The organism is Nocardioides sp. 1609, from assembly GCF_004522105.1.
GTDB lineage: Bacteria > Actinomycetota > Actinomycetes > Propionibacteriales > Nocardioidaceae > Nocardioides.
The window spans coordinates 72,616-96,785 of sequence record NZ_SPUJ01000009.1 but is presented as its reverse complement, the minus strand read 5'-3'; the positions used below and the strand labels follow the sequence as shown (position 1 = coordinate 96,785).

Below are 24,170 nucleotides of genomic sequence, written 5' to 3'. Positions count from 1 at the left end.
TCAGCCCGCTGACCTGCGGTTCCGCTGTTTCTCGACGCCGGGCTGCGCCCGACTGGCGCGGCTGAGCTCGGGCTCTCGGACGCACCTACCTACCTTCGATCCCGAGACGCTTGCCCGGATGTTCATCGACCTCGACCAAGCGCCGATGCAGTGGAGAATCTCGACATGGATCTCACCACCCACCCGGTGACACCGGACCGGTTCGACGACTTCGTTGCCGTGGTCAACCCCAACCGGCGCGACACGCACTGCTGGTGCCTGTCCCACCGCCTGTCCGCGCGCGAGGTCCACGACCTCGGTGGGGGAGACCGAGAGGTCGCGGCACGAGCCCTCGGACGCCGCGGCAACCCGCCCGGTGTCGTCGGGTACGACGACCAGGGCACCCCGGTCGGCTGGTGCAGCATCGGACCCCGCGCCGACAACACGCGGCTGTCGTCGTCGAAGCTGATCACCCCCATCGACGACGTGCCGGTCTGGAGCATCATCTGTGTCGTGGTGCGTGGCGGCCACCGCAGACGCGGCGTCACCACACCGCTGATCGAGGGCGCGGTCGCCTACGCCGCCGACCGCGGCGCCCCTGCGGTCGAGGCCTACCCGGTCGACCCGGGCGAACGTCGGATGGACCTGACGATGGCGTTCGTCGGGACCCGCCGGATGTTCGAGAAGGCCGGGTTCGAGGTCGTCGGCGAGACCGCGGCGATGGCCAGCAAGATGCCGCGACTCGTGATGCGCCGCGTGGTGACCGCACGACACGAGAGCGACCGGACGACGAAGCCCTGAGGATGCCCTGGCCTCGACCGCCGGGGCCGCCCACCAGGCAGGGCCCCGCTGCGCCTGGCACGGGATGGAGCACCGCAGGGAGGCGGCTGGGCGGGTCTCGTTGCGATGGCAGGTTCGAGGACCGGGCCGGACTCGCTACCGCGACCGCCCATCACCAGGGTGGGCCAGGTAGCGCTCAAGACGTCCGCTCGGCGCGCTCGCCGGTGGCGATCCTGGTCAGCAGGTCTCGCAGGCTGACGGAGTCCGTCTCGTCGAGGTCGGCAAGAAGTTGACGCTCCGCCTCATCACTCGCGTGCGTCGCCTTCTCGAGGGCTGCCCGCCCGGCATCGGTGAGCTCGACGACGTTACGACGCCTGTCGGCGGCATCTGCGCGGCGGATGACGAGTGCCTTGGACTGGAGGCCGTCCAGCAGGCCGACCATCGTCGTACGGTCGACGCCCAGACGCTGGGCCGCCTGCTGCTGGGACTCCGGCTCGCGGTCGCTCAGGAGAAGCAGGACCGCGAGCTCGCGTGGAGTCACGCCCACCGGTGCCAGGTGCTCCTCGTGCAGCTCGTCGAGGGTGATGAGCGCGTACTTGAGCAGGTAGGTCATCCGCCGGCGCAGTGCGGGCCCGAGATCCCGGTCGTCTGCCATGTCCGCATTCTAGGGTGTACGCTAATCATCAGTAACGCTGACGATCACCTAGAGGAACGATTTCTATGACAACACTTCTCCTGACCGGCGCCACCGGTCTCGTCGGGTCCCGCTTGCTCCCACGCCTGACGGCCGCCGGCTTCGACTGCCGTGTCCTGGTCAGACGCGACGTCGAGCTGCCTGACGGCGTCACCGCCGTGCGGGGCGACCTCGACGAGCCCGCCTCGCTGCCAGCCGCCGTCGACGGGGTCGACGCCGTCGTCCACCTCGCCGCGCTCTTCCGCACGGCCGACGACGTGGCCATCTGGCGGGCGAACCTCGACGGCACGCGGCACCTCATCGACGCCGTGCGGACGCACGCCCCTGGGGCGCGGTTCGTGATGGCCAGCACGGGAAACGTCTACGACGCCGCAGCCACCCGGCCGTCCCTCGAGACCGATGCCTGCTCACCCACGTCGGCGTACCCAGCCAGCAAGGTAGCCGCAGAGGCGCTCCTGCGAGACAGTGAGCTGACGTGGTCGATCCTGCGGCTGCCGTTCGTGTACGGCGACGGAGACGGACACCTCGCGTCGATCCCCCAGCTCGCGCCTCGGTTCGGACTGCACCCCGCGCACACCTACTCGGTCGCTCACCACCGCGACGTCGACGTCATCGTCCGGCTCGCTCTGTCGGGGGCCATGGACGGCCGTATCGTCAACCTGACCGACGACGCGGACGCAACCGTGTGGGAGATGGCCGAGCTCTCGGGCGACCCGGTCGAGGGGTCGTCCGCACCGCTGGAGAATCCGTGGTCGGGACGGATGGACGGCTCCCTGGCACGCGAGCTCGGCTTCCGTCCCACCGTGCCGACCATCCGGGCGGCAGCGGACGAAGGCATCCTCTGACCGCAGTGCGGCCCCAGATCGGGGAGGGTGGCGGCCCCCACGCCTGTCGTGCGTGCCGACCGCGGGCCACCACCAAGCGCAGCGGCGCGGGACGGTGCGGCGCTCTCCGTCCGACCCGCCCGGGTGCTACCGGGCCTGGGCCCGGGCGACCCGCTCGCGGACCAGCGGGATGATGTAGCGCCCGGTGTCGACGGCGCCGTCGAGGTCGCCCGCGCTGGGCAGGCTGATGATGTCAGCGCCGAGGCGCACGTACTCCTCGAGGGCCGAGGCGATGGTGTCCGGGCTGCCGACGAGCAGCGAGGAGGCGCCGCCGGCGCCGGCGATGCTGCGGGGCATCCACAGCGCGGTGTCGTGGCGCTCGCTGCGCTCGGCGATCTCGCGGAGCCGCACCGAGCCGGCGTTGGTGTGCTGCTCGCGTCGACCGTCCTGGGTCGGCCAGAGCCGTCCGGCGGAGCGGGCGACGAGCGCCTCGGCCTTGCGCCAGGCCAGCTCGTCGGTCTCGGCCACGACGGGCCGGAACGTCACCCAGAAGCGGATCTGTGCGGGGTCGCGCCCCGCGGCCGTCGCCAGCGACCGCACGCGGGCGATCTGGTCGGCGGTCTCGCGCAGGGGCTCGCCCCACAGCGTGAAGACGTCGGCGAGGCGCGACCCGACGTCGAACGCCTCGTCGGAGGCGCCGCCGATCGAGATCGGCAGCGGCCGGCCCGACAGCGGCTGCGACCCCGGACCGAACCCCTCGAACCGGTAGTGCCGGCCGTCGTGGTCGAACGCCTCGTCCTCGGTCCAGGCGCGGCGCAGGATCTCGATGTACTCCGCGGAGCGGGAGTAGCGGTCGGCCTTGTCGAGGTAGTCACCCTGGCGACGCTGCTCGGCGTCGCTGCCGCCCGAGATGATGTGGACGACGGCGCGCCCCCCGCTGAGGTGGTCGAGGGTGGCCAGCGACTGCGCGGCGACGGTCGGGTACGTCGTGTTGGGGCGCAGGGCGACGATCGTCCTGAGCCGCTCGGTGCGAGCGAGCACGTGCGACGCGACGACGAACGGGTCGGCGCCGTCGGAGCTGTAGCCGAGCAGGGTGTAGTCGAAGCCGTAGTCGTCGAGCGTGCGGGCGAACCGGTCGGCCCGGGCGGGGTCGGTGGCCTTGCGCACCGGCGAGCTCGTGGTGCCCTTGGCCGTGATGGCCTGCAGGAACGAGTGCACGAACTCGACGCGGGTCGCGGTGGTGGGCCTAGGGGTCTGCTCGGAGACCTGGACGGTCATGGTGGCTCCTTCGTGGTGGGGCGTCAGGGCGCCGGGGCCGTGAGGACCCGGGCGGTGCCGACGGCGTGGTGGGCCGGTGCGCCGGCGAACAGGCGGCGGAGGTCGTCGACGAGCGCGTGCACGATCCGCGCGGTGCTGGCGGTGGTCAGGCCGCCGACGTGGGGGGTGAGCACGACGTCGTCACGCTGCTCGAGCGCGCCGAGGACCGGCGGCTCCTGACGGCGTACGTCGAGCGCGGCTCCGCCGAGGCGCCCGGACTCGAGCGCGGCCAGCAGCGCGTCCTCGTCGACGACGTCGCCGCGGGAGAGGTTGACCAGGTAGGCGCCGTCGGGCAGCAGGCCGAGGAGGTGGCCGCCGACCAGCCCGCGCGTGGCGGGCCCGCCCGGCACGTGCACGCTGAGCACGTCGGAGCGCGCCGCCAGCTCGTCGGGGCCGACCGGCTCGATGCCGCCCTCGCGCAGCAGCCGGCCGGGCACGCCGGGGTCGTGGGCCAGCACCGTCATCCCGAGCGCACGGGCACGGACGGCGACCGCGCTCCCGGTCGCGCCGGCACCGAGCACGCCCCAGGTACCGCCGTGCAGCTCGCGACCGGACCGGCGGTCCCAGCCGCCCACCCGGGCCGTGCGGTCGACCGGCACGGTGCGACGGGCCAGCGCGAGGGCGAGCCCGAGGGCGTGCTCGGCGACGCTGACCGCGTTGGCGCCGCGGGGGCTGAGCACCACGACGCCGGCCCGGTCGGCGGCGCCCACGTCGATGTTGTCGAGCCCGACGCCGAACCGGGCGACGGCGCGCAGGCCAGGACAGGCCTCGAGCACCGCCGCGCTGACGACGGTGAGGTTGCGCACCAGCACCGCGTCGGCGTCCTGGAGGGCGGCGATCGTCGCGGCCTCGTCACCGCCGGTGCCGACGGCGTACCGGACGGTGAGGTCGGCCTCGAGCGCGGCGATGGCGTCGTGGCGGACCTCGTCAGCGACGACGACGGTGCTCAGCCCGCCACCCAGCCCAGGCCGGGACCGACCTCGCGCGCGAGGTCGGTGAGCACCTGCACGTGAGCCTCGAGCGCGTACGCCGGCGGGAGGAACAGCACCAGCTCGTCGGCGGCCGACAGGCCAGGGTCGGCCAGCACGGCCGCGGTGACCTCGTCGGGGGTGCCGTGGTGGACCGGGCTGATCCGCATGCCGGCCGGGAGGTCGGCCGAGACGCCCGGGGTCAGGGCGCCGGCGGGCCGTGAGGCGGCCATCCCCTCGGTGCGACGCTGGTGGTCGTAGGCCGCGTGTCGCTCGCGCCGCTCGGGCGTCGTGCCGGGCAGCACCGACGCGGCCACCGCGACCGGCGGCGGCTCGGTGCCCTGGGCGGTGGCCCAGCGCGCGCGGTAGGCCGCGATCACCCGCGCCTGGTGCTCGGGGAACGTCTCGCCCTCGGCCAGGCCGCTCAGCACGGTGCCGCAGATGATCGCGAGCCCCAGGTCGGCGGCGTGCTCGGCCGAGCCGACGCTGGCCACGCCCTGGCGGACCCGGCTGCGCAGTCCCGGGCTGTGCGGCGTCACCTTCAGCTCGGTGCCGACCGGGGCGCCCTGGCCGTCGCCGTCGACGACGTGGAGGGTCTCGCCCGACACGGCCGCGAGGAACCGGCGCAGCCGGCGCTGCGCCTCGGTGCGGGCGTCGGTGTCGACGGCTCCGAAGACCGGGTCGAAGGCCGCCGTCGCGCCGGCGGACAGGGCGAGCTGGAGCCGGCCGCCGACCAGCAGGTCGGTGACGCCCGCGGCCTCGGCCAGCAGCACCGGCTCCTGGTAGCGCATCGGCAGGACCGCGGTGCCGAGCGCGATCGACGACGTGTGCTGGCCGACGGCCGAGAGGAACGGCAGCGGTGACGACAGGTAGTGGTCGAAGTGCCGCTGGTAGACCCAGCCGGACTGGTAACCGATCTCCTCGGCCGCCCGGAAGAGCGCGATGGCCTCCTGCAGCCCGGCCGCCGGGCCGGCGTCGTCGGAGAACGACACCCGGGTGTTGAAGCCCAGGCGCTGCGTGGCGCGCGGACCGGCACCGCGTGGCGCCGGCGCGTGCGCGGTGGCGGTCACGACGCCTTCTCGCTGGGCTCGACCTCGCGCCGGCCGTGCGTCGCGTCGGGGATCGAGTCGAGCAGGACCCGCGTGTAGTCCTCGCGCGGGGCGTCGAAGATCTGGGCGACGGTGCCTTCCTCGACGACCTTGCCGCGCCGCACCACCGAGACGGTGTGGGCCAGCTGCCGCACCAGGGCCAGGTCGTGCGAGACGAAGACGTAGGTCAGCCCGAGGTCGGCCTGCAGGGTGAGCAGCACCTGCACGATGTCGGCCTGCACGCTCACGTCGAGCGCCGACGTGGGCTCGTCGAGGACGATCACGTCGGGCTTGAGCACCAGCGCCCGGGCGATCGCCACCCGCTGGCGCTGGCCGCCCGAGAGCGCGTCGGGACGCCGGCCGAGCAGGGTGTGGTCGAGGCCGACGGCGTCGACCGCGCGGCGTACCTCCTCGCGCTGCTCGTCCTTGGTGCCGATCTTGAACCGGTCGAGCGGCTCGCGCACCAGCCGCTCGACCTTCCACGTGGGGTCGAGGGAGGTGAACGGGTTCTGGTAGACGAACTGCAGGTGCCGGCGTACGGCGCGCAGCTGGGCGTGCGAGCGCCCGTCGACCCGCTCGCCGGCCACGATGATCTCGCCGGTGTCCGGCGTCTCGAGACCCAGGAGCAGCCGGATCGTGGTGGTCTTGCCGGAGCCCGACTCGCCGACGATGGCGTGCGTCGTGCCGGCCGGCACCGCGAACGACAGGTCGTCGACGGCGGTCAGCTGCTTGCGGTCGACGGTGAACGTCTTGCTGACCCCCCGCACGACGATCTTGGGCTCCTCGTCCTCCGACAGCGCCCTGCGGGCGGCGCCGACGTCGCGCAGGCCGGCGTAGCGGTCGGGGTTGAGGGCCGGCACGTCGGCGTGCAGCCGGCGCGCGTAGTCCGACGTCGGCGCGCCCGAGACCTGCGCCGTGGGGCCGGCCTCCTGCACCCGTCCGTCCTTGAGCACCACGACCGAGTCGGCGCGCTCAGCGGCGATCGCCAGGTCGTGGGTGATCAGCAGCAGGCTGATGTCGAGCGAGTCGCGCAGGTCGGTCAGCAGGTCGAGGATCCGCTTCTGGATGGTCACGTCGAGGGCCGACGTGGGCTCGTCGGCCACCAGCAGGGCCGGCTGGGGGAGCACGGCCAGGCCGATGAGCACGCGCTGGAGCATCCCGCCCGAGAGCTGGTGCGGGTACGACGCGAGCACCCGCTCGGGGTCGTCGAGCCCGACGCGCAGCAGCACGTCGACCACGGCCCGGCGCCGGTCGGCCTTCGTGAGGTCGCCCGGCAGCAGGGCGGCGGCCTCGCGGGCCTGCGACCCGATCGTGCGCACCGGGTTGAGCGAGGCCGACGGGTCCTGCGGCACGAAGCCGACGGTGCGCCCGCGCAGTGGGCGGAAGTGGCGCTCGGGCAGCGCCAGCACGTCCTGGCCCTGCACCTCGATGGTGCCGGTCGCCCGGCCCACCCCGGCCGGCAGCAGCCGCAGCACCGAGCGGGCGATCGTCGACTTGCCCGAGCCCGACTCGCCGATCAGCGCCAGGCTGTGCCCGCGCGGGAGGTCGAAGGACACGTCGGTGACGACCTGGTGACCGCCGTAGGAGACGGAGAGGTCGCGCACCCGCAGCAGGTCGTCGGGGCCCTTGACCACCGGGATCTCGAGGGTGGCGGTGCTGCCCCCGGTCCGGCCGGAGCGCTGGTCGTTCAGTCGGTCTTGCGGAGCCATCGGCTGATCCTGTTCGCAGAGAGGACGGTGGCGATCGTGACGAGGGCGGGCGTGTAGACCAGCCAGGGGGCGAGCGGGTAGTCCTTGCCGCTGGAGACCAGGAGGCCCCAGTCGGAGGCGGGCGGCGGGTCGCCGTACCCGAGGAAGGCGAGGCCGGCGATCACCAGGATCGACAGGCCGAACTGCAGCACCGCGAGATTGAGCACCGAGCGCGACGCGTTGGGCAGCACGTGCCGCAGGAGCACGTGCATCCGTGAGCCGCCGAGCAGCAGCGAGGCCTCGACGAAGACGGCCCGGCGGGTCCTGAGAACCTCCGAGCGCATCACCCGGGCGAAGACGGCGACGGCGGAGACGCCGGTGGCGATGGCGGCGTTGATCGTCTCGAAGCCGAGGGCGCTGACCACGACGACGGCGAGCAGGAAGCTCGGGATGGCGAGGAGCACGTCGACGACGCGGGAGAGGGCGACGTCGACCCAGCTGCCGATGAAGCCGGCGACCAGGCCGATCAGCCCGCCGACCAGGACGCCGATCGCGACCGCCACGAGCGCGCTGGTCACCGACGACGCGGAGCCGTGGACGACGCGGGCGAACTCGTCGCGGCCGAGGTGGTCGGTGCCGAACCAGTGGGCGACGCTCGGGCCCTGGAAGGCGTCGGCGGGCACGCCGCGGGCGGGGTCCTGGCCGGTGAACAGGCCGGGCGCGAGCGACCAGCCCACGACCAGCAGGAGCATCGCGAAGGAGGCGACGACGCCGAGGGGAGGCACCCGCCGCGATCCGCGGCCGCGGCGCAGGGCCGACGGCTTCCAGCCTCCGGGGGCCTGGGGTCCCTCGGTCGCCTCGGTGGTGATGGTCGTCATGCGGGGTCCCTACGGCGTTGTCCGGCGGAGGAGCGGAGCGGGGGAGACGGAGGACGTCGTGGGCTGCTCATGCACTCGCTCCCTCGGTGACGGGGCGGACGCGCTTGGTGGCGCCGCGCAGGTCGACCCGGGGGTCGAGCAACGGGTAGACGAGGTCGACCACGAGGTTGACGACCACGAAGGTGATCGCGGCGAGCACCACGACGGCCTGCAGCACCGGCAGGTCCTGGGTGGTGACCGAGCGCTGCACGAGGCTGCCGACGCCGGTGCGGCCGAAGATCGTCTCGGTGATCAGCGCGCCGCCGAGGAGCTCGCCCACGGTGAGGGCGACGACGGTGACCACCGGCAGCGACGACGGCTTGAGCAGGTGGCGCCAGAACAACCGAGACCGACTGAGGCCGCGGGACGTCGCGAAGCCGGCGTACTCCTGACGGGCCTCGTGGTCGAGGTTGGCGATCAGCACCTCGGCGATCTGTGCCGACACCGGGATGCCGAGGGCGACGGCGGCGAAGAACGTGGCGGCCGGACCCTCGGAGTCGATCACCTGGAACAGGCCCAGCTGGAAGGCGAAGATGTTGATCAGCAGCAGGCCGATCACGAAGTTGGGCACCGAGAGGAAGAGCGACGGGAAGGCCCGCAGCGGCCGGGCCAGCGGCGCCGGCAGGTTGCGCGTGCCGTAGGCGATCCCGAAGGCCAGGACCACGGCGACGACGAGGGCGCTGACCGCCAGCACCAGGGTCGAGCCGATGATCTCGCCGATCAGCCGCGAGACCGGCAGGTTGCTGCGCAAGGAGACGCCGAGGTCGCCGGTGAGGAAGCGCGAGAGCGACTCCCACAGCTGCACGTGGACGGGTTGGTCGAGGCCGTAGTAGGCGACGATCCGCGCGATCTCCTCCTCGGTGAAGTTGTTCTCCGGGTTGCGCAGCGTGTTGGTGACGGGGTCACCCGGCAGCACGCTGATCACCAGGAAGGTGAAGCAGTAGGCGAGCAGCACCACCGCCACCGCCTGCGCCACGCGCTGGAGCGCGTAGACCAGGTAGGGACTGGAGGTGCGCCGCGCGCCGCGGGTCAGCCGGGCGTCCGGCTTCCTGACCGTCGTGCTGGACCGCGTCTGCGCCATCGCCGCCTCAGCCCTCGAGGTAGGCGGTGTAGAAGTTGGCGTAGGCGATGCCGTTGTAGCTGACGCCCTTGACCTTCGGCGACTGCAGGTAGAGCCGCTGCACGATCTGCGTCAGCGGGACGAAGTAGCCCTGCTGGAGCACGTAGCTCTGCAGCTCGTCGAGCACCGGCTCGCGCTCCTCGGTGCTGATCGCCCCCGCCACCTCGTTGCCGAGCCGGGTGAGCTCGGGGTCGCCCTGGCCGACGTTGAACCAGTCCTCGCCGCCGTCGGTGTCGGTGAGGATGCCGGCCACGGTGCCGGCGTCGATGAAGCTGCGGGTGACCTCGTAGGCCGGCACCGAGGGGTTCTGGAACGAGACCTTCTCGCCGTAGGTCACGACGTCGTAGGCCTGGATCTCGACCTCGAAGCCGAGGTCGCCGAGCTGCTGTGCGACGAGCTCGTCGATCGACTGCGAGGTCGCGAGGTAGGGGTTGGGGTAGAGCGTCAGCGTGAGCTTCTTGCCGCCCTTGGTGCGGACGCCGTCACCGGCGGCCCGCCAGCCGGCCTCGTCGAGCAGCGTCTTGGCGGCCTCGGGGTCGAAGGCGAACTCGTCGCTGTGGTCGCTCGCGCCGGGCACGTTGCTCTGGATGAACGACTCGGCGGGCAGCCAGTCCTCGGTGTAGACCGTGGAGAGGATCTCGTCTCGGTCGATGCCGACCTGCACGGCCTGGCGCACCTTCGCGTCGTCGAACGGCGCGACCTGGGTGTTGAGCGCGAAGCCGTTGACGAAACCGAGGTAGCGCGGCGCGGCCACGGTGTAGCCCTGCTCCTTGAACGGCCCGAGCTCCTGCGGCGAGGGGTTGTAGGCGACCTGCGCCTGCCCGGACTGCACGGCCGCGGTGCGCACGGACGGCTCGGCGACGAGCTTGTAGGTCAGCGTGTCGAGGGTCGCGGGACCCGCGTGGTCGAGCGCCTCGGGGGCCCAGTCGTAGTCGTCCCGCTTCTCGAGGACGACGCTGTCGCCCTCCTTCCACGACTTCACGGTGAAGGGGCCGCTGCCGATGTCGTTGCTGAGGTCGGCCTGCTCCTCGGCCGACAGCGCCAGCGTCTCCGGCGAGATCAGGATCGAGCCGTGGTAGCCGAGCGTCGGGATGAAGCCGAGCGTCGGCGCGCTGAAGCTCACCTTGACCGTCAGCGGGTCGACGGCCTCGGCACTCTCGTACGTCGTCGGGAACAGGCCGATCGGGTTGATGCCCTCGTCGGGGCGGCCGTCGGCCCAGATGTCGAGGTTGGCCACGACGGCCTCGGCGTCGACCGGACTGCCGTCGGAGAAGGTCACGCCGTCCTTGAGCGTGATCGTGAACTCGGTGGCGTCGTCGTTCTGCTCCCACTCCTCGGCGACCCACGGGCTGACGGTGCCCTCCTCGTCGACGTAGACGAGCTTGTCGGTGACGTGGCCCCAGATGTGACCCTGGAAGCTCGAGATCGCGCTGTTGTTGGGGATCCACGTGTCGCCGAGGGAGTCGATGAGGAACGTGAGGTCCCCACCCTCCTGCCTCTTGCCGTTGCCCTGCTCGCTGCCGGCACCCGAGGCGGCACAGCCGGCGGTCAGGGCGAGGACGGCGACGAGGGCGGCCGCGGTGCGCCCGGGGCGCCTCGCGCGCCTGGGTCGGACCGGTCGGATGGGGGTCATCGGGGGTTCTCCTCGGGTGGGTCGCGCCGCTCGGAACCGGCACTGCACTGGTATGTCGATCGATTTAGTAGTTAATTGCGATCGTGACGACTGTAGGTCGACCGGGAGAGGGGGGTCCAAGAGCAGTCGTGGATGCAATCCCATCCACGAGTCTGATCACCCCGGCCGTCCCGCCCGGGTGGGTACGGCGCCCGACCGGCGCTACCGTCGGGCGTCGTGACGACCCGGACCACGGAGACAAGCGCCCACTGGGGTTCCTACCTCGTCGAGGTCGACGAGGACGAGGCCGTCGTCGGGGTCCGCCCGCGAGCCGGCGACGAGGCGTCGGCGGCCATGGGCAACGTGGCCGGCGCCCACCGCCACCCCTCCCGGGTGGCCCGGCCCGCCGTACGACGGGCGTGGCTGGAGGATGGACCAGGGCCGGACCCGCGCCGCGGCGAGGTGGGGGCGGACTACGTCGAGGTCGACTGGGACACCGCGCTCGACCTGGTCGCCGGCGAGCTGTCCCGCGTGCGATCGACGTACGGCGACGCGGCGGTCTTCGGCGGCTCCTACGGCTGGGGGAGCGCCGGGCGGCTGCACCACGCGCAGAGCCAGGTGCACCGGTTCCTCAACGACGGCGGCGGCTACGTCCGCTCGGTCAACGACTACAGCCGCGGCGCGAGCCTGGTGCTGCTGCCGCACCTGGTCGGCGCCGCCGCGGCCTCCGACGTGCGGATGAAGCCGGTGTCGTGGCCGCAGGTCGCCGAGCACACCGACCTGCTGGTCACCTTCGGCGGCGTACGACGCAGCAACGGGTGGGTGGTGCCGGGCGGTCAGACCCGCCACGTCGGCGGCGCCCTCGCCCGTGACGCGGCCCGGACCACGAGGGTCGTCTCGCTCTCGGCGCAGCGCGACGACGCCATGGACGGCCTCGACGCCGAGTGGGTGGGCGTGATGCCGGGCACCGACACCGCCGTGATGCTCGCGCTGGTGCACGTGCTGGTCGTCGACGGGCTGGCCGACGAGGAGTTCCTCGCGCGCTGCACCGTCGGCGCCGACCGGGTGCGCGCCTACGTGCTCGGCGAGACCGACGGTGTGCCCAAGACGCCCGAGTGGGCCTCGTCGATCTCCCGTGCCCCGGCCGCGCGCATCCGTGCGCTCGCCCACGAGATGGCCGCTGGACGCACCCTGGTCAACGTCGTCTACGCCCTGCAGCGCGGCGAGCGGGGCGAGCAGCCGGTCTTCGCGGGGCTCACCCTGGCGGCGTTCCTCGGCCAGGTCGGCCTGCCCGGCGGCGGCTTCACCCACGGGCTCGGCTCGATGGGCGACTACGGCGTGGGGCGGGTCGGGGTGTCGCTGCCGACGTTCGGACAGGGCACCAACCCGGTGCCCGACCACATCCCGTGCGCGCGGATCGCCGACCTGCTGCTGGAGCCCGGCGCCGACCTGCCCTACAACGGCGGCTCGCTCACCCTGCCCGACGTGCGGCTCGCCTACTGGGCCGGCGGCAACCCGTTCCACCACCACCAGGACCTCAAGCGCCTGCAGCGTGCGCTGGCGCGGCTCGACACCCTCGTCGTCCACGAGACCCACTGGACGGCCACCGCCAAGCACGCCGACGTCGTGCTGCCGGTCGCGTCGAGCCTCGAGCGCGACGACGTGGCCGCCGGCAACGGCGACACCCGGCTGCGCGCCTCACCCCGGGCCGCGGCGCCGTACGCCGAGGCGCACGAGGAGCTCTGGATCTTCGGGCGGCTCGCCGAACGGCTCGGGTGGTCCCACGACGACGGGCTCGACGCACTCGGCTGGCTCGAGCGGATCTACGACCAGTGGCGCGGTGGTGGCGGGGCGCCGCAGGGGGCGCCGTCGTTCGCCGACTTCTGGGCCTCCGGCGGGGTCGACCTCGACGCGCCGCTCTACGACGACCCCGTCTTCACGGCGTTCCGTGCCGACCCTGCGGCTCACCCGCTGCAGACGCCGAGCGGGCTGGTCGAGCTGTGGTCGTCGTCCATCGAGGCGGCCGCGCTGCCCGATGTCGGGCCGCACGCCGAGTGGCGGGAGCCCAGGCGTTGGTGGGGTTCCGCGGACGCGGCCACCTACGACCTGCACCTGCTCTGCAACCAGCCGACCCACCGCCTGCACAGCCAGCTCGACATGGGCGCCGCCAGTCGCTCGACCAAGGTGGCCGGGCGCGAGCCGGTGCGGCTGCACCCCGACGACGCCGCCGCCCGCGACCTGTGCGACGGCGACGTCGTCCGGGTCGTCAGCGCGGTCGGCTCGCTGCTGGCCGGGGTCGTGGTGAGCGACGCCCTCATGCCGGGCGTCGCCCAGATGCACACCGGCGCGTGGTGGGACCCGTCGGCGCCCGACGTCGCCGACTGCGTGCACGGCAACGTCAACGTGCTCACCCCCGACGAGCCGACCTCGACGCTCTCCCAGGCCACCAGCGGCGCGCACGTGCTCGTGCGCGTCGAGCGGTACGACGGGCCGCTCCCGCCCGTGCGGGCCCACGAGCCGCCACCACTGCTCGCCGGGTGGCGTCGAGACGGTTGAGCGCAACCTGCTCGACCGGCGGGGACTACCCCGTGGACGAGTCCGTCAGGCCCAGCTCCACCGCGCACTCGAACCCGTCGTCGACGTGCACGACGTCGACGCCGTGCCGGTCGAGCAACGAGGCGGCGATGCCGGCGCGCAGGCCGGCGGCACAGTGCACCCAGACCCGCGCACCCGCGGTCAGCTCGTCGCGGCGCTCCTCGACCTCGTGCACGGGCAGGTTGATGCTCCCCCGCACGCGGGCCTCGGCGTGCTCGTCGGTGCGGCGCACGTCGACCACCACGTCGCCGGGTGCGCGCTCGGCGGCGAGCTCGGCGAAGGTCGCGCGTCGGTAGGACCGACGCTCGACGCCGGCCGTGGCGAGAGAGGTGATCGGGCCCCAGGCCGGGGTGACGTCGTCGACGCCGATCCGGGTCAGCTGGCGGCGGGCCTCGGCGACCTCGTCCTGGCGCGCGCCCAGCACGAGCAGCGGGCCGCCCCAGGGCGTCACCCAGCCGACGTACGTCGCGAACTGGGCGCCGAGGTTGACGCTGACCGTGCCCGCGAGGTGCTCGCGGGCGAAGTCCTCGGCCGGCCGCAGGTCGACGACGGTGGCGCCGGACGCCAGCGCCGAGGTCACCTGGGCGGGCGTCGCCGGCACGAGCGGCGTCGTCAGGTCGACGCCGGCCGCGGCCGCGCGGTTGAGGGGTGCCATGTGCGCGTAGTAGCTCGGGTACGCCGAGAACGACGCCACCAGCACGTCGACGAACGCGACCTGCGAGGCCGTGGTCAGCGCCGCGTTGTGCCGTCGCTCGTCGGCGATGGTCGAGGACTCGGCACCCGACCCGGCGCCGCCGGCGCAGAACGACCCGAACCCGTGCGTCGGAAACAGCGCCGCGTCACCCGGCAGGGCGCCGAGCCGCTGCGCCGAGTCGTGCTGGGCGGCCGCCAGCTCGCGGGTGAGAGCGGGCGAGACCAGGTCGGTGCGGCCGACCGTGCCGTAGAGCAGCGACCCGCCGCTGAAGACCGCCGGCGGTGCCACCGGGTCGGCGAGGTCGCGCACGACGTACGACAGGTGTGTCGGCGTGTGGCCGGGGGTGGCGAGCACGCACACCGACAGCGAGCCGGCGCGCAGCTGCTCGCCGTCGTGCAGGGGCAGTCGCTCGAACGCGACGTCGTCGGCCGCGTTCACGCCGTACGCCGCCCTCGTGCGGCGGGCCAGCTCGTGCCCGCCGGAGACGTAGTCGTTGTGCACGTGGGTCTCGAGGACGTGCGAGACATCGAGGTCGAGCAGCGGTTCGAGCCGGTCGAGGTCGCGTTGCGGGTCGATGACCACGCTGGTCTCGCCGTCGTCGACGACGTAGCTGCGGTTGCCCAGCTCGGGCGTGCTGAGGGTGCGGACTCGCATCGGCGTCAGTGCGCCTGGTGGGTGCCGAACGAGCGGCGGTGGTAGGTCAGCGGGCCGCCCGGGAGCTCGGCGCCCTCGCTGACGGCGTTGACGACGTCGCCCAGCACGAGCACGTGGTCGCCGACCGGGACGAGGCGGGCGACGCGGAGGGAGACCCAGGCATGGGCGTCGGCCAGGGCGGGCGCGCCGTCGAGCAGCACCCAGTCGACGCCGACGAAGCGCTCGTCGTGCCGACCGGTGAACTGGGTGGCCAGTGCGGTCTGGTGCGCGCCGAGCACGTTGACCCCGATGGTCGAGCCGACCGACAGCAGCGAGAGCAGGTAGGACCCGCGCATCAACGACACGAGCAGCATCGGCGGCTCCATCGACAGCGACACGAACGCCGAGACGGTGGTGCCGGCCGGCTTGCCCGCGGCGTGGGTGGTGACGACGGAGACGGGCCCGGCGACGTTGCCCATCGCGGAGCGGAAGGCCGCCTGCAGTGCGGGGTCGTTCTCGATGCTCATCGGCTGTGCCATGGCTAGAAGGCCTTCCCGGGGTTGAGGAGGTCGTGCGGGTCGAGGGCGTGCTTGAGGGCCCGGTGCACGTCGAGGCTGTCGGGCCCGAGCTCGCGGGCGAGCCACGCGCGCTTGAGCAGCCCGATGCCGTGCTCGCCGGTGACGGTGCCGCCCAGCTCGAGCGCGAGGGCGAAGATCGCGTCGGCGGCCTCGTGCACCTCCGGCGGCGCCTCGGGCAGCGCGGCGTCGTAGGAGATGATCGGGTGCAGGTTGCCGTCCCCGGCGTGGGCGAAGGAGTAGATCGCGACACCGGTGCGGGCGGCGATCGCCTCGACGCCGCGGATCGCGTCGGCCAGGCGCGAGCGGGGCACGCAGATGTCCTCGATCAGCGCGCGGCCGAAGGTCTCGATCGAGGGCAGGGCCAGGCGGCGCGCGGCCAGCAGGCGCTCGGTCGACGCCTCGTCGACCCCCTGCTCGACCCACGTCGCCTCCTTGCCGAGCACGGTGGCGATGGCCTCCACCTCCTCACGGGCGCCCGGGCCGTCGGCCTGGGCGACGACGAGCGCGCCGCCGCGGGCGGCGAGGTCGGTGCCCTGCGCCCGGTCGACGACGTCGAGGGTGGCGTGGTCGAGCAGCTCGAGCAGGCTCGGCTGCAGGCGTTCGCGGGTGACGGCCGCGCACGCGGCGGCGGCGACGTCGACGTCGGCGTACGCCGCCGCCGCCGTCAGGGTCGTGTGCGGGGCCGGGCGGAGCCGCAGCGCGGCGCCGACCACGACGCCGAGGGTTCCCTCGGAACCGACGAAGAGCGAGGTGAGGTCGAGCCCGGCGACGCCCTTGACCGTACGACGCCCGGTGCTGACGAGCCGGCCGTCGGCGAGCACGACGTCGAGGCCGAGGACGGCCTCGCGCGTGACGCCGTACTTGACGCAGCGCATGCCGCCGGCGTTGGTGGCGATGTTGCCGCCCAGCGTGGAGATCGCGGCGCTGGCCGGGTCAGGGGCGTACATCAGGCCGTGCTCGCGCGCGGCCTCGTCGAGGCGCGCGGTGATCACGCCGGGCTCGACGACGGCGACCTCGTCGACGGGGTCGAGGGAGACGATGCGGTCCATCGCGCTGAGGTCGAGCACGACGACGCCCTCGGTGGCGAGCGCGCCGCCGGCGACGCCGGAGCCGGCGCCGCGGGGGACGACCGGCACCCGGTGCTCGTGGGCCAGCCGCATGGTCTCGCGCACGTCGTCGACCGACGCCGCGCGCACCAGCGCCAGCGGGCGTCCCGGTGCGGCGGCCCCCGAACGGTCCGTCGAGTGCGAGCGCAGCGCCACCGGATCGATGGTGGCGCTGCGCACGCGGTCCAGGAGCGCCGCGACCAGCGGGTCAGGCACGGTCAGGCCCGATCGCCCGAGCGGACGATGACCGGCAGGTCGGCGCCGAGCTTGAGCCGCTCGAGGAAGAGCACGACGGTGGCCGAGACCGACCGGTGCGTGACGTCGTTGAGCACGTCGTGCCGGCCGCCCTCGACGACCCAGGTCTCGGTCGCCGGCGCGCCGCTGAAGAGCGCGAGTGCCTCGTCGACCGGGGTGAGGTCGTCGTCGCTGCCGTGGATGACCAGCGTCGGCAGGCCCGACGGCTGGGGGCCGAACTCGTCCCACGCGGGCGGCAGGGGCTGGGCGAGCGCACCCCGCTCGAAGGACCCGTCCTCGGTGAGGACGCGACGGTGGGCCGGACAGGCCGAGCGGGTCTCGAGCTCGTCGTCCCAGTCCTGCTCGGCCGCGCTGGCGCCCGGCAGGGCGAGCCCGGCGAGCACCACGCCGTCGACGGCGTGCTGACCGCCGCGGGCGAGCACGGCGGCGTACGCCGCGCCGGCGTCGGTGCCGGCCAGCACCCGCGGGGCCGGCAGCGTGGTGTCGGCGAGCAGCGCGTGCACCTGGTCGCGGGCGGCACCGATGTCGTCGAGGTCGAGCTCGACGACCCGCACCTTGTAGGCGTCGGCGGAGATCCGCCGGCCGAAGCGGCCGTACGCCGCGGCGCTCTCGCCGCGGCCGGTGAGCAGGATCAGGGTACCGCGGGCGGCGAGGCCGGCGGGCTCGTCGTACGCGGTGGCCGGGGTGGCGGTCGGGCTGGTGGTGGCGTCGGAGATCAGGGTGGTGGTCACGTCGTGGAGGCTGGCACCGCGATCGGCGCCGCGTCCAAGAGCAGTCCTGGATGGCTTTGCTTGCCCGATCGTGATGGATGTCCCACGGATTCACGGGTCCAGCGGGGTCCGCGACGTGGCTGGGGAGGTTAGGGTTCAAAGATGACTAACTCGCTGGACATTGATCACCTTCGCACGCTCGTGGCGATCGCCGAGTGCGGGGGCTTCAGTCGGGCCGCGGCCGTCCGGCACATCAGCCAGCCGGCGTTGAGCCAGCACGTGCGCCTGCTCGAGCGAGGCCTCAAGCGCAAGCTGTTCGAGAAGGACGGCCGCGTCATGCGGTTCACGCACGAGGGCGAGGCGGTGCTGGCCGAGGCGCGCCAGATCCTGGCCGTGCACGACCAGGCCATGGAGCGGCTCACCGTCACCCAGACCCGCACCATCACCGTCGGGTGCACCGAGCACGCCGCCGAGCAGGTGCTGCCCGAGATGCTGCGCGCCCTCAGCACGGCGTTCCCCGGCGCCACCACCCGCTTCGAGATCGGTCGGTCGACCGCCCTCGCCGACGCCGTCGCCAAGGGCGTCCTCGACCTCGCCTTCGTCCTCGACCCCGGCTCGGCGGGGGCCGGCCACCAGGTCGCCCGCCTGCCGCTCACCTGGTACGCCGCCGCGTCCTGGTCGCCGCCCGCCGACGGCTCGGCGTGGCCGCTGGTCGCGTTCGAGGAGCCGTGCGGCCTGCGCGAGCGGGCCCTGGTCGCACTCGACGGCGACGGCCACCGCGTCACCGTGACCGCGCAGTCCTCGACGCTCGAGGGTGTGACGGCCGGCGTGCGCGCCGCGCTCGGGGTGGCCCTGCTCCCCAGCAGCGGTGGCCGCCCGCACGGCCTCGTCCCCCGGGACGACCTGCCGGCGACCGGCGAGGTGAGCCTGCGCATGGTGGTGCGCCGCGGACTCGAGCCCGACGTCGAGCTCGCCGCCGCCGACGCGGTCGCCCGGTTCTTCAGCTCACGGCCGCAGCTGCGCCTGGTCCCGACCACCCTCGTCCGCACCACGTCCGGCGCCTGAGGTGGGCGTCCTCGTGACGGCCGTCGAGCTGGCCGAGCTGGTCGCGGACGGGTCGACCGACCTCGTCGTCCTCGACGTCCGCTGGAGGCTGGGCGGACCTCCCGGGCACGGGACCTACCTGGCTGGTCACGTCCCCGGTGCCGTCTACGTCGACCTCGACACCGAGCTCGCCTCGCACGGCGAGCCGACCGACGGCCGGCACCCGCTGCCGTCGCTCGTCGCGCTGCAGGACGCCGCACGCCGCTGGGGCGTCCGGACCGGCAGCACCGTGGTCGTCTACGACGGCGAGGGCAACCTGTCCGCCGCCCGCGCCTGGTGGCTGCTGCGCTGGGGCGGCCACGCCGACGTACGCCTCCTCGACGGTGCCCTCCCGGCATGGCAGGCCGCGGGCTTCGCACTGGCGACCGACGACGTCGTGCCGGAGCCCGGTGACGTCGAGCTGGTGGGCGGCGCGCTGCTCACGCTCGACGTCGACGACGTCGAGACCTTCACCGGGCAGGGCGTCCTGCTCGACGCCCGTGCCGCCGAGCGCTTCCGCGGCGAGGTCGAGCCCGTCGACCCGAAGGCCGGCCACGTCCCCGGCGCGGTCTCGGCCCCCACCGGCGGCAACCTCGCCCCCGACGGGCGCTTCCTCCCGGCGGTCGAGCTGCGGGCCCGCTTCGAGGCGCTCGGGGTCGAGGAGGGCGGCGCCGTGGCGGCCTACTGCGGATCCGGAGTCACCGCCGCCCACGAGGTCGCCGCGCTCGAGATCGCGGGCTTCGACGCCGCCCTCTACCCCGGCTCCTGGTCGCAGTGGAGCAACCTCGACAAGCCGGTGGCCACCGGCGCCTGACGTCGTACGCCGGCCACGCTGCGAGGCCGCGGCAGCCCCGGGCGTCCAGCGCGATGTGGAGCAGGACGGGACAGGTGCACACGGGTTCCTCCCCGAGGGCGGGCCGTCTTAAGTCAAGCATCACGGTCGACTATGGATACGCATCCCGCATTGCTCTTGGACCGCGGGGCGGTCGCGTCCCTAGCGTCGACGTCATGCCCGTCGAGTTCATCAGCGCCATCAACGTCAACCCCAGCAACGAGATCAACCGGCTCGGGCGGACGGCGGTCGACCCGGCGTACTTCCGCCGCTACGTGCGTGAGCTGGAGGCGGCGGGGTTCGACTACACGCTGGTGCCCTACGCGTCGTCGTACCACGACCCCTTCGCCATCGCGAACGCCGTCGTGGCCACCAGTGAGCACATCTCGCCGATCGTCGCCCTGCGGCCCAACACCATGTTCCCGACCGTGGCGGCCAAGGCGCTCGCCACGCTCGACCAGCTCGGCGGCGGCCGGGTGGCGGTGCACCTCATCGCCGGCGGCAGCGACCACGAGCAGGCGCGCGAGGGCGACTACCTGACCAAGGAGCAGCGCTACGAGCGCACCGCGGAGTACATCGACGTGATGCGGAAGGTGTGGACCCACACCGAGGCCTTCGACCACCAGGGCACCTACTACCAGTTCCAGGACTTCGTCAGCGCGATCCGCCCGACCCACGGCACGATCCCGATCTCGGTCGGCGGGTCGAGCAAGGAGGCCTACGAGGTGGGCGGCTCGCGGGCCGACATCTTCGGGCTGTGGGGCGAGCCGCTCGTCGACACCCGCGCCCAGATGGACCGGGTCGCCGCCGAGGCCGCCAGGGCCGGGCGCACCGACGTGCCCCGCACCTGGGTGACGTTCCGTCCCATCATCGCCGCCACCGAGGAGCTGGCGTGGGACAAGGCGAACCGCACCCTCGCCGTCCTCCAGGGCGGCGTCTCCGGCGCCTCGGGCTGGCGGCCGATCACCCTCGGCGGCCACGACCCGCAGAACGTCGGGTCCCAGCGCCTGCTCGAGATCGCCTCGCGCCAGGACGTCCACGACCGGGCCCTGTGGACGCCGACCGCCGCCGCCACCGGCGCCGCCGGGGCAAGCACCGCCCTCGTCGGTACGCCGGAGACGGTGGCCGCCGCGATCCTCGACTACGTCGACCTCGGAGCCGACCTGATCTCCATCCGCGGTTACGACAACCTCAACGACCTCGTCGACTACGGCCGCCACGTGCTGCCGCTCGTCAAGCAGGAGCTCGCGCACCGCGAGGCCACGGGGCAGCGCGGCACCCTCCAGGACGACCACCTCGGCGCCCTGGCCACCAGCACCAGCACCAGCACCCGCGAAGGAGTCCTGGCATGACCCTCCCCGAGACCGCGGCCCGCAGGGTCGAGTTCATCAGCCTGTCGCACCTCAACCCCTCGACCGAGCTCGAGCCGATCCCCACCCGCGGCATCGACCTGCGCTACATGCGGCGCTACGTCGCCGCGCTCGAGGACGGCGGCTACGACTACACGCTGCTGCCCTACGGCTCGGGCACCGCCGACTCGTTCGTGGTCGCCTCGGCCGTCGGCCAGCTCACCGAGCGGATCAAGCCGATCGTCGCGCTGCGTCCGAACACGACGCCGCCGCAGGTGGGCGCCCAGAAGCTCGCCACCCTCGACCAGCTCACCGAGGGCCGCGCGGTCGTGCACATCATCTCCGGCGGCAGCGACGCCGAGCAGGCCCGCCAGGGCGACTACCTGCCCAAGGGCGAGCGCTACGCCCGCTCGACCGAGTACGTCGAGATCCTGCGCCGCGCCTGGCACGAGCCCGAGGCCTTCAGCCACCACGGCACCTACTACAAGTTCGACGACTTCGGCCCGGGCTTCGCCCCGTACGGCGACACCATCCCGATCTCGATCGGCGGCTCGTCCGACGAGGGGTTCACCCTCGGCGGTCAGCTCGGCGACATCTTCAGCTTCTGGGGCGAGCCGCTGGCCGACATCCGCGCGCAGATCGAGCGGGTGCACGCGATCGCCGACGCCGCGGGCCGGCCGCGCCAGCGGATCTGGGTGACCTTCCGCCCGATCATCGCCCAGACCGACGAGCTCGCCTGGGCCAAGGCGCACGACTACGTCGAGAAGATCAGCCGCACCTTCCAAGCCGGCGCGTTCCACAAGAAGTACCTCGGCAACGAGCCCCCGCAGAACGTCGGGTCCCAGCGCCTGCTGGGCTTCGCCGCCCAGCAGGACGTCTACGACCGCGCGCTGTGGATGCGGACGGCGGCCGCCACCAACGCCGGCGGTGCGAGCACGGCTCTCGTCGGGACGCCCGAGACCGTGGCCGCGGCGATCCTCGACTACGTCGACATCGGCGCCGACCTGGTCTCGATTCGCGGGTACGACACGCTCAACGACGCGATCGACTACGGCCGCTACGTCATCCCGCTCGTGCAGCAGGAGATCGCCCACCGTGAGGCCACCGGCCGGCGCGGGACGCTGCAGGCCGAGCACCTCGGCGCGCTCGCGACGGCGGGCGCCTGATGACGCTCACCTCGGACCGCGCCGTGGTGGCCGACGTCGACGTCTCGCCCGAGGCGCTCGCGGCCGTGACCGCCGAGGTCGCGAGCACCGCCGCCGAGTACGACCGCAGCGGCGGCGTGCCGTGGAAGGGCCTCGAGGCCGCCCACCGTGCGGGCCTGCTGACCGCGTCGGTCGGCTCGCAGTTCGGCGGGCCCGGGCTCGGGCTCGTCGACACCGCTCGGGTGCTCGTCGCGCTCGGTGAGGGCGACGCCTCGGTGGGCCTGCTTGCGGCCAACAACCTCAACACCCACCAGGGCCAGGCGGCCAACGCCCACTGGCCCGCGGCGGCGTACGACGACCTGCTGCGCAAGTCGCAGGCCGGACCCGCCCTCGCCAACGCGATCCGTGCCGAGCCCGAGCTCGGCGCGCCCGCCCGCGGTGGACTGCCCACCACGACTGCTCGTCGGACGGCCGACGGCTGGTCGCTCGCGGGCCACAAGACCTACGCCACGGGCGGCACGGCGCTGGCCTACCACGTGGTCTGGGTCGTCACCGACGAGCCGGTGCAGCGCGTGGGGCACCTGCTCGTGCCGGCCGACGCGCCCGGCATCACCTGGGTCGAGACCTGGGACCACCTCGGGCTGCGCGCCTCCAACACCCACGACGTGGTCTACGACGACGTCCCGGTGCCGCTGGAGAACTTCGTCGAGATCCCGCGCGGGGCCGACGGCGTCTACCGGGACCCGGCCGCCGTGGCCGGGCCCGGCAGCTTCGGCCACCCCGCGCTCTACCTCGGCGTCGCCCGGGCCGCGCGCTCGGCGTTCGTCGCCTACGCGCAGGAGCGCGTGCCGACCGCTCTCGGCCGGCCGATCGCCACCACCGAGCGCATCCAGACCGTCGCCGGCGAGATCGAGGCGCAGGTCGCGCAGGCCGAGGCGCTGCTCTTCGGCACGTTGCTGCGCCTCGAGGCCGGGCACGACGTCGGCGCCCAGCTCTCCGTGGTCAAGACCCAGATCGCGCGCTCGGTCGTCGCGGCCGTGCAGACCGCCGTCGCCGCGCTCGGCAACCCGGCCCTGGCCCGCAAGAACCCGCTCGAGCGGCACCTGCGCGACGTCCTGTGCGTGCGCATCCACCCGCCGCAGCAGGACACCGCGCTCCTTGCCGCCGGACGACGGATCCTGGGACAGTGACGCGCCGCTACGTCGTCATCGGTGGCGGCGCCGTCGGTGGCGCCCTCACCGCCCAGCTCGTGCCGTCCGGGCACGACGTCGTCCTTGTCGCGCGCGGCGCGCACGGCGAGTCGATCGCCGAGCACGGCCTCGTCGTACGCCGCCCCGACCGTGTCGACGTCGTCGGCGTGCCGGTGGTCGAGCGCCCCGAGGGCGTCGACCTGCGCCCCGACGACGTGCTGCTGCTGACCGTCAAGACGCAGGACGCCGAGGCCGCGCTGGCCGCGTGGGCCTGGCGCCCGGTCGAGGGAGGCGGCCTCGCGGCCGACCTGCCGCTGGTGACCTTCCAGAACGGGCTGCTCACCGAGGACCTCGCGCTGCGCCGCTTCAACCGCGTGTACGGCGCCACGATCGGCATCGCGGCCAGCCACCTCACCCCGGGTGAGATCGTCTCGCCGTCCCTGCCGCCGGCCGTCGGGCTGGTCTGGCTCGGTCGCTACCTCGCCGCGCCCGACACCCTGCAGGACGAGCTCGTCGCCGACCTGGTCGGCGCGGGCTTCGCCGCCTGGTCGGTGCCCGACGTGCGCGCCGAGAAGGCCGCCAAGCTGCTCGGCAACGTCGGCAACGGCCTCGACCTCTTCACCGGCGACGACGACGACCGCGACCGGGTGCGCACCCTGCTCCGCGACGAGGCGCTCGCGGTCCTCGCCGCGGCCGGCCTGCCGCTGCCCCCGGGCGGCGAGCTCGACCGCGGTGCCGTGGACTTCCGCGTGCTCCCCGTCGAGGGCCACGTGGGCGGCAGGCTGTCGACGTGGCAGTCCTTCGCCCGCGGCGCCTCCAGCGAGGTCGACTACCTCAACGGTGAGGTCGTCCTGCTCGCCCGGCGCCACGGCGTACCCGCACCGGTCAACGAGGCGCTCCAGCGCCTCCTCGGCCCCGCGGGCGCCGACCGGTCGGGTGGCGAGCTGCCCAGCCCGTCGTACGACGAGCTGCTCGCGGCCGACCGGGTCCTGGTCTGAGCGCGATCGGCCGCG

General features: G+C 73.6%; 21 protein-coding genes. 9 read left to right on the top strand and 12 right to left on the bottom strand.

Annotated features, from left to right (window positions below; all coding sequences use genetic code 11):
- Positions 1–165 precede the first annotated feature (165 nt).
- The gene (locus tag E4623_RS21180) at positions 166–780 is read left to right on the top strand and encodes a GNAT family N-acetyltransferase (RefSeq protein WP_134768572.1); all 615 of its coding nucleotides are present in this window, start codon (positions 166–168) and stop codon (positions 778–780) included.
- A 175-nt stretch (positions 781–955) separates the two neighbouring features.
- Here E4623_RS21180 and E4623_RS21175 read toward each other — a convergent pair whose 3' ends face one another.
- Positions 956–1,414, bottom strand: coding sequence for a MarR family transcriptional regulator (locus E4623_RS21175; protein WP_134768571.1), 459 nt, complete (start codon positions 1,412–1,414; stop codon positions 956–958).
- 65 nt (positions 1,415–1,479) lie between these two features.
- On the opposite strand from E4623_RS21175, the gene E4623_RS21170 reads away from it, so the two are divergent.
- Positions 1,480–2,298, top strand: coding sequence for an NAD(P)-dependent oxidoreductase (locus E4623_RS21170; RefSeq protein ID WP_134768570.1), 819 nt, complete (start codon positions 1,480–1,482; stop codon positions 2,296–2,298).
- A gap of 126 nt (positions 2,299–2,424) precedes the next feature.
- Here E4623_RS21170 and E4623_RS21165 read toward each other — a convergent pair whose 3' ends face one another.
- The 7 genes from E4623_RS21165 to E4623_RS21140 all read right to left on the bottom strand — a co-directional run bounded on the left by E4623_RS21165 (position 2,425) and on the right by E4623_RS21140 (position 11,008).
- A complete protein-coding gene (locus E4623_RS21165) occupies positions 2,425–3,555 on the bottom strand; it encodes an LLM class flavin-dependent oxidoreductase (protein WP_134768569.1) in 1,131 nt (376 codons plus the stop codon).
- Between the two features lie 23 nt (positions 3,556–3,578).
- Positions 3,579–4,544 (bottom strand): NAD(P)-dependent oxidoreductase, encoded by a 966-nt coding sequence (locus tag E4623_RS23065; protein ID WP_280633688.1) that lies wholly within the window; start codon positions 4,542–4,544, stop codon positions 3,579–3,581.
- On the bottom strand, positions 4,541–5,632 hold the full coding sequence (locus tag E4623_RS23060) for an LLM class flavin-dependent oxidoreductase (protein ID WP_209020815.1): 1,092 nt from the start codon (positions 5,630–5,632) through the stop codon (positions 4,541–4,543). Before E4623_RS23060 ends, E4623_RS23065 begins: the two co-directional genes overlap by 4 nt.
- Positions 5,629–7,359, bottom strand: a complete 1,731-nt coding sequence (locus tag E4623_RS21155) for an ABC transporter ATP-binding protein (RefSeq protein WP_134768567.1) — start codon at positions 7,357–7,359, stop codon at positions 5,629–5,631. The genes E4623_RS23060 and E4623_RS21155 overlap by 4 nt, the downstream gene beginning before the upstream one ends.
- Positions 7,338–8,216, bottom strand: a complete 879-nt coding sequence (locus E4623_RS21150; protein ID WP_134768566.1) for an ABC transporter permease — start codon at positions 8,214–8,216, stop codon at positions 7,338–7,340. The genes E4623_RS21155 and E4623_RS21150 overlap by 22 nt, the downstream gene beginning before the upstream one ends.
- 67 nt (positions 8,217–8,283) lie before the next feature.
- Positions 8,284–9,336: an ABC transporter permease gene (locus tag E4623_RS21145; RefSeq protein WP_134768565.1), complete on the bottom strand. Its 1,053-nt coding sequence runs from the start codon at positions 9,334–9,336 to the stop codon at positions 8,284–8,286.
- Positions 9,337–9,343: 7 nt separating this feature from the next.
- Positions 9,344–11,008 (bottom strand): ABC transporter substrate-binding protein, encoded by a 1,665-nt coding sequence (locus E4623_RS21140; protein WP_134768564.1) that lies wholly within the window; start codon positions 11,006–11,008, stop codon positions 9,344–9,346.
- A gap of 216 nt (positions 11,009–11,224) precedes the next feature.
- Between E4623_RS21140 and E4623_RS21135 the strand changes: the two genes are divergently transcribed.
- Positions 11,225–13,543 carry a molybdopterin-dependent oxidoreductase gene (locus E4623_RS21135; RefSeq protein WP_134768563.1) on the top strand — a complete coding sequence of 773 codons (2,319 nt, stop codon included), beginning with the start codon at positions 11,225–11,227 and terminating at the stop codon, positions 13,541–13,543.
- A gap of 25 nt (positions 13,544–13,568) precedes the next feature.
- On the opposite strand, the gene E4623_RS21130 is transcribed toward E4623_RS21135, so the two are convergent.
- Genes E4623_RS21130 through E4623_RS21115 form a run of 4 tightly spaced genes read right to left on the bottom strand, consistent with a single transcriptional unit; the run spans position 13,569 to position 17,579 of the window.
- A complete protein-coding gene (locus tag E4623_RS21130) occupies positions 13,569–14,930 on the bottom strand; it encodes an MBL fold metallo-hydrolase (protein WP_134768562.1) in 1,362 nt (453 codons plus the stop codon).
- Between the two features lie 5 nt (positions 14,931–14,935).
- On the bottom strand, positions 14,936–15,436 hold the full coding sequence (locus tag E4623_RS21125) for a flavin reductase family protein (RefSeq protein WP_134768561.1): 501 nt from the start codon (positions 15,434–15,436) through the stop codon (positions 14,936–14,938).
- A 14-nt stretch (positions 15,437–15,450) separates the two neighbouring features.
- A complete protein-coding gene (locus tag E4623_RS21120) occupies positions 15,451–16,809 on the bottom strand; it encodes an FAD-linked oxidase C-terminal domain-containing protein (RefSeq protein WP_245155205.1) in 1,359 nt (452 codons plus the stop codon).
- Positions 16,810–16,811: 2 nt separating this feature from the next.
- Positions 16,812–17,579 carry an alpha/beta hydrolase gene (locus tag E4623_RS21115; RefSeq protein WP_134768560.1) on the bottom strand — a complete coding sequence of 256 codons (768 nt, stop codon included), beginning with the start codon at positions 17,577–17,579 and terminating at the stop codon, positions 16,812–16,814.
- A 141-nt stretch (positions 17,580–17,720) separates the two neighbouring features.
- On the opposite strand from E4623_RS21115, the gene E4623_RS21110 reads away from it, so the two are divergent.
- From E4623_RS21110 to E4623_RS21085, 6 genes are all read left to right on the top strand, one after another.
- Positions 17,721–18,623 carry a LysR family transcriptional regulator gene (locus E4623_RS21110; RefSeq protein ID WP_134768559.1) on the top strand — a complete coding sequence of 301 codons (903 nt, stop codon included), beginning with the start codon at positions 17,721–17,723 and terminating at the stop codon, positions 18,621–18,623.
- 13 nt (positions 18,624–18,636) lie between these two features.
- On the top strand, positions 18,637–19,455 hold the full coding sequence (locus E4623_RS21105; protein ID WP_245155204.1) for a sulfurtransferase: 819 nt from the start codon (positions 18,637–18,639) through the stop codon (positions 19,453–19,455).
- 194 nt (positions 19,456–19,649) lie between these two features.
- Positions 19,650–20,825 carry an LLM class flavin-dependent oxidoreductase gene (locus E4623_RS21100; protein ID WP_134768557.1) on the top strand — a complete coding sequence of 392 codons (1,176 nt, stop codon included), beginning with the start codon at positions 19,650–19,652 and terminating at the stop codon, positions 20,823–20,825.
- On the top strand, positions 20,822–21,988 hold the full coding sequence (locus E4623_RS21095) for an LLM class flavin-dependent oxidoreductase (RefSeq protein WP_134768556.1): 1,167 nt from the start codon (positions 20,822–20,824) through the stop codon (positions 21,986–21,988). Before E4623_RS21100 ends, E4623_RS21095 begins: the two co-directional genes overlap by 4 nt.
- Entirely contained in the window at positions 21,988–23,157 is a 1,170-nt protein-coding gene (locus E4623_RS21090; RefSeq protein ID WP_134768555.1) for an acyl-CoA dehydrogenase family protein, read from the top strand. The genes E4623_RS21095 and E4623_RS21090 overlap by 1 nt, the downstream gene beginning before the upstream one ends.
- Positions 23,154–24,155, top strand: coding sequence for a 2-dehydropantoate 2-reductase N-terminal domain-containing protein (locus tag E4623_RS21085; protein WP_167736792.1), 1,002 nt, complete (start codon positions 23,154–23,156; stop codon positions 24,153–24,155). Before E4623_RS21090 ends, E4623_RS21085 begins: the two co-directional genes overlap by 4 nt.
- The last annotated feature ends 15 nt before the right edge of the window (positions 24,156–24,170 follow it).

Excerpts from the sequence above, each read along its gene's own strand:
- E4623_RS21155 (WP_134768567.1), bottom strand. The coding sequence starts at position 7,359 with ATGGCTCCGCAAGACCGACTGAACGACCAGCGCTCCGGCCGGACCGGG.
- E4623_RS21145 (WP_134768565.1), bottom strand. The coding sequence starts at position 9,336 with ATGGCGCAGACGCGGTCCAGCACGACGGTCAGGAAGCCGGACGCCCGG.
- E4623_RS21150 (WP_134768566.1), bottom strand. The coding sequence starts at position 8,216 with ATGACGACCATCACCACCGAGGCGACCGAGGGACCCCAGGCCCCCGGA.
- E4623_RS21170 (WP_134768570.1), top strand. The coding sequence starts at position 1,480 with ATGACAACACTTCTCCTGACCGGCGCCACCGGTCTCGTCGGGTCCCGC.
- E4623_RS21180 (WP_134768572.1), top strand. The coding sequence starts at position 166 with ATGGATCTCACCACCCACCCGGTGACACCGGACCGGTTCGACGACTTC.
- E4623_RS21125 (WP_134768561.1), bottom strand. The coding sequence starts at position 15,436 with ATGAGCATCGAGAACGACCCCGCACTGCAGGCGGCCTTCCGCTCCGCG.
- E4623_RS21175 (WP_134768571.1), bottom strand. The coding sequence starts at position 1,414 with ATGGCAGACGACCGGGATCTCGGGCCCGCACTGCGCCGGCGGATGACC.
- E4623_RS21090 (WP_134768555.1), top strand. The coding sequence starts at position 21,988 with ATGACGCTCACCTCGGACCGCGCCGTGGTGGCCGACGTCGACGTCTCG.
- E4623_RS21165 (WP_134768569.1), bottom strand. The coding sequence starts at position 3,555 with ATGACCGTCCAGGTCTCCGAGCAGACCCCTAGGCCCACCACCGCGACC.
- E4623_RS21110 (WP_134768559.1), top strand. The coding sequence starts at position 17,721 with ATGACTAACTCGCTGGACATTGATCACCTTCGCACGCTCGTGGCGATC.
- E4623_RS21100 (WP_134768557.1), top strand. The coding sequence starts at position 19,650 with ATGCCCGTCGAGTTCATCAGCGCCATCAACGTCAACCCCAGCAACGAG.
- E4623_RS21095 (WP_134768556.1), top strand. The coding sequence starts at position 20,822 with ATGACCCTCCCCGAGACCGCGGCCCGCAGGGTCGAGTTCATCAGCCTG.
- E4623_RS21140 (WP_134768564.1), bottom strand. The coding sequence starts at position 11,008 with ATGACCCCCATCCGACCGGTCCGACCCAGGCGCGCGAGGCGCCCCGGG.
- E4623_RS21130 (WP_134768562.1), bottom strand. The coding sequence starts at position 14,930 with ATGCGAGTCCGCACCCTCAGCACGCCCGAGCTGGGCAACCGCAGCTAC.